Here is a 3112-nt window from a genome sequence, read left to right as displayed (position 1 = left end):
TATAACATTACAGACGAAAATCAATAAATTTGCATCGCCATAGGTTTAGAGGATGAAAAGTGAACGGATATCACCGTTTTGGGTGAACGGATATCAACCGTTTTCAGCAATATATAGTTTTATTGTATCCAATTTGTTGGTATCTAAGTATAAAAGTAATGAAGAAATGATATCTGCTTTATCTTTATCAATTCCTCCATTTAATATAATACTTCTGTTTAATAAAGTGGAATTCAGTGTTAATGATTCCTTTGATTTAATTTGTATCGGCACACCTTTAAGACTCTTTTCATATAATAAAATTTTTTCATCTGTGAGTCCTGTTTTTTTTATCAAATCTTTTAAACAAGTATTTTGCGATAAAATATCCTGACATGCGATTATTAATGATAATATAATAAAAATTCTCATAAGTTAGGCAAGCTTCTATTTCCCGCCACGAAAATTTTATCGGCTGTTTTCAGCTGATAAAATAAAAAATGTCCGCAAGAAAATATTTTATTTTAACATTCCGGTTTATAAAAACATGGCAAAAGCGCCTTTTTTCGCAATTCTTGCCATGAAAAATACACTTAAATAAGTATTTCAGATAATTCTGATGGTGTATATCATTAAGCTTACAGCTTCCTGTCAATGAGAAGATGAATGACAAGTTTTCTGTCGCATCTTCACTGACTATATTCATACAGTTCTTTAGCTGCAGCTTTATAGGTTTCATCCTTTGCTCATTAAGATTGTTAATATTTCAGCCGTAAGCCTCCGGTAAACCACGTGTTTTCTGCAACTCCTTCCATCAGTATCTTTGTGCCCAAAAACAAGATTTATGATGACACGAGAAGAAGTTGCAGAAATTATTATGTACTGCAAGGAACACAAAGTAACCTATAAATCCAGGCTGGCCGAACTCAATATCCCAGTTTGGAGATTTTATGAGAGCAAGTCCCGCTATGCAGAGGAACAGTCCTCCGGCAATACCTCCAAAGGTGATTTTATAGAACTGGGACAAAGCGGCACATTTATTCCTGTCCCGTCATTTGGTCAAAGCGGTCGTAAACCTAAAGGAGAATCGTCATCCGGTTTTAAAAGTATAGAGATACGTACATCAAAAGGAGATGCAATACGTATTCAGGGAGAGCTCAGCGCACAGGAACTTTACTCAATAATTCAAGCCAGCAGCCATGTTTAACCTTAACGACAGTCTTCATTATCTGCTGTACAACCGTCCGACGGATATGCGGAAGAGTTTCCATACACTCAGTGGTATAGTGACTGATGTCATGGGTCATGATCCATGTAACGGGAATGTTTACATCTTCATGAACAGGGCACGCAACCGTATTAAGCTTCTCCATTGGGAGGCAGGTGGAATGGTACTCTATTCCAAGCTTTTGGAGGCCGGTACGTTTGGCAATCCCGGCTCCTTTAGTAAGGACAACATCTGCGAAGGGATAGAATGGCGTGACCTTGTAATGATAGTGGAGGGTATCATAGAATCCGGAGATTCACGTAAAAACAGACTTGAAAGCTTGAGAAAACTTCGGAAATAACAGGTATTTAATACACTGTAAAGTTGTGTATTCCAGCAGATTTTATTATCTTTACACTGTAATAAGATAATGGAATACAGATGTTTACGGAAGAACAGATAAAGGCAATAATACAGGAGAATGAAAGGCTTCGCAAGGAAAATGATGCACTTTCCGGGAAAGTGGCATCCCTGGAACAATCCCTTTATTGGCTTAGGAAGAAGATGTTCGGCCGTATGAGTGAGAAGAACCTTCCTCTTGACCCCAACCAGTTGTCGCTGTTTACACAGCAGGAAATGTCTCCCGATGAGAAGGCTGAACTTGAGGAGGAAGCACGCAAGGCGGAAGAAGAGATGACAAGAACAGTCAAGGTCAAAGAGAAACCTGTCCGCAAGCCTCTTGATACATCCCTGCTGCCTGTAAAGGAAATCAATCTTTACCCTGAAGGTACTACCACAGAAGACGGTGAGCTGAAAGACGATTTCGTTGAAATCGGAACCGAAGAGACTCTGCGTCTGGAACGTATCCCGGAGAAAGTCTATATAGTAAAGACCATCCGCCACAAGGTAATAAGAAAATCAGAACTCAAGGAAAAGCATCCGGAAGAGAGGCATATCCTTATCAGTCCGCTTCCTTTGGCACCTGTGGGCAAATGTATGGCAGGAGCATCCGTACTGACTGACATTATCATCGGAAAGTTTATGTATCATCTGCCTTTCTACCGCCTTATACAACAGTACCGTGAGTCCGGCATAACCATCAGTGACTCGACTATGGGCGGATGGTATGAGGCGGCTGTGGAAAAGCTGAAGCTTCTCTATAATCTCCTTAAGAAGCAGATACTCTCAAGTGAATATATACAGATAGACGAGAGTGTGATACCTGTTATTGACAACGAAAAGCACAAGACGAGAAAAGGTTATGAGTGGTGCCTGCGTGACGGCATCACCGGAGACGTCGTGTTCCATTATGACCGTGGCAGCCGTAGCGGGAAGGTTGCCCGTGAACTCCTGGGCAATTATGCCGGGCTTGCGCAGTGCGACGGCTATGATGCCTACGAACAGTTCGAACGGATGAAAGGCATCACGCTGTTCGGCTGTTGGGCCCATGCAAGGAGAAAGTTTACGGAGGCACTTGACGAGAACAAGGTACTGGCTACACAAGCATTATGCCATATAGGCAAACTGTACAAAGTTGAATCTGAGGCTAACGAAGCCGGCCTTTCCATAGAAGAGCGAAAGGAAAAACGTATCCGGGAATCTTACCCTGTGATACTGGAATTTGAAAGGTGGATGCAGGATGCCTACCTTAAGGTGCTGCCTAAGAGCCGTACCGGTAAGGCTATAGAATACACCTTCTCACTTCTTCCCAGACTCTCCAGATATGTAAATGACGGTAGGGTGAATATCGACAACAATCTCATTGAGAATGCGATAAGGCCGTTGGCTTTGGGTAGGTTATGTTGTACACTACATAACCGTCCTTATGTTGGCATTATATTTATGTTGGCATCATAATTAAAGTCCATAATTAACAGTACTTTTACCTTTTTTGATGCCAACATAAAATATATTACTGTAAAGATT

At 41.1% G+C, this 3112-nt stretch carries 4 protein-coding genes and 1 pseudogene; 3 read left to right on the top strand and 2 right to left on the bottom strand.

The features are described 5' to 3' along the window. Positions 1–93: 93 nt before the first annotated feature. A complete protein-coding gene (locus H6A27_RS14060; protein WP_204509134.1) occupies positions 94–411 on the bottom strand; it encodes a Clp protease/crotonase-like domain-containing protein in 318 nt (105 codons plus the stop codon). A 92-nt stretch (positions 412–503) separates the two neighbouring features. Further along, positions 504–739 (bottom strand): annotated as a pseudogene (locus tag H6A27_RS15670) (IS66 family transposase); the annotation flags it as partial. 84 nt (positions 740–823) lie between these two features. On the opposite strand from H6A27_RS15670, the gene H6A27_RS14055 reads away from it, so the two are divergent. The 3 genes from H6A27_RS14055 (at position 824) to tnpC (ending at position 3043) form a co-directional block, all read left to right on the top strand. Beyond that, the gene (locus H6A27_RS14055) at positions 824–1186 is read left to right on the top strand and encodes a hypothetical protein (protein ID WP_204509135.1); all 363 of its coding nucleotides are present in this window, start codon (positions 824–826) and stop codon (positions 1184–1186) included. Further along, on the top strand, positions 1179–1547 hold the full coding sequence (gene tnpB, locus H6A27_RS14050; protein WP_204509133.1) for an IS66 family insertion sequence element accessory protein TnpB: 369 nt from the start codon (positions 1179–1181) through the stop codon (positions 1545–1547). The genes H6A27_RS14055 and tnpB overlap by 8 nt, the downstream gene beginning before the upstream one ends. An 80-nt stretch (positions 1548–1627) precedes the next feature. After that, entirely contained in the window at positions 1628–3043 is a 1416-nt protein-coding gene (gene tnpC, locus H6A27_RS14045; protein WP_204509132.1) for an IS66 family transposase, read from the top strand. The last annotated feature ends 69 nt before the right edge of the window (positions 3044–3112 follow it).

This window comes from Bacteroides caecigallinarum (assembly GCF_016902295.1).
GTDB lineage: Bacteria > Bacteroidota > Bacteroidia > Bacteroidales > Bacteroidaceae > Phocaeicola > Phocaeicola caecigallinarum_A.
This window is presented reverse-complemented; position numbering and strand designations above follow the sequence as displayed.

What these genes read in the sequence shown, in the direction of transcription:
- H6A27_RS14060 (WP_204509134.1), bottom strand. Translation starts at nt 411, where the DNA reads ATGAGAATTTTTATTATATTATCATTAATAATCGCATGTCAGGATATT.
- H6A27_RS14055 (WP_204509135.1), top strand. Translation starts at nt 824, where the DNA reads ATGATGACACGAGAAGAAGTTGCAGAAATTATTATGTACTGCAAGGAA.
- tnpB (WP_204509133.1), top strand. Translation starts at nt 1,179, where the DNA reads ATGTTTAACCTTAACGACAGTCTTCATTATCTGCTGTACAACCGTCCG.
- tnpC (WP_204509132.1), top strand. Translation starts at nt 1,628, where the DNA reads ATGTTTACGGAAGAACAGATAAAGGCAATAATACAGGAGAATGAAAGG.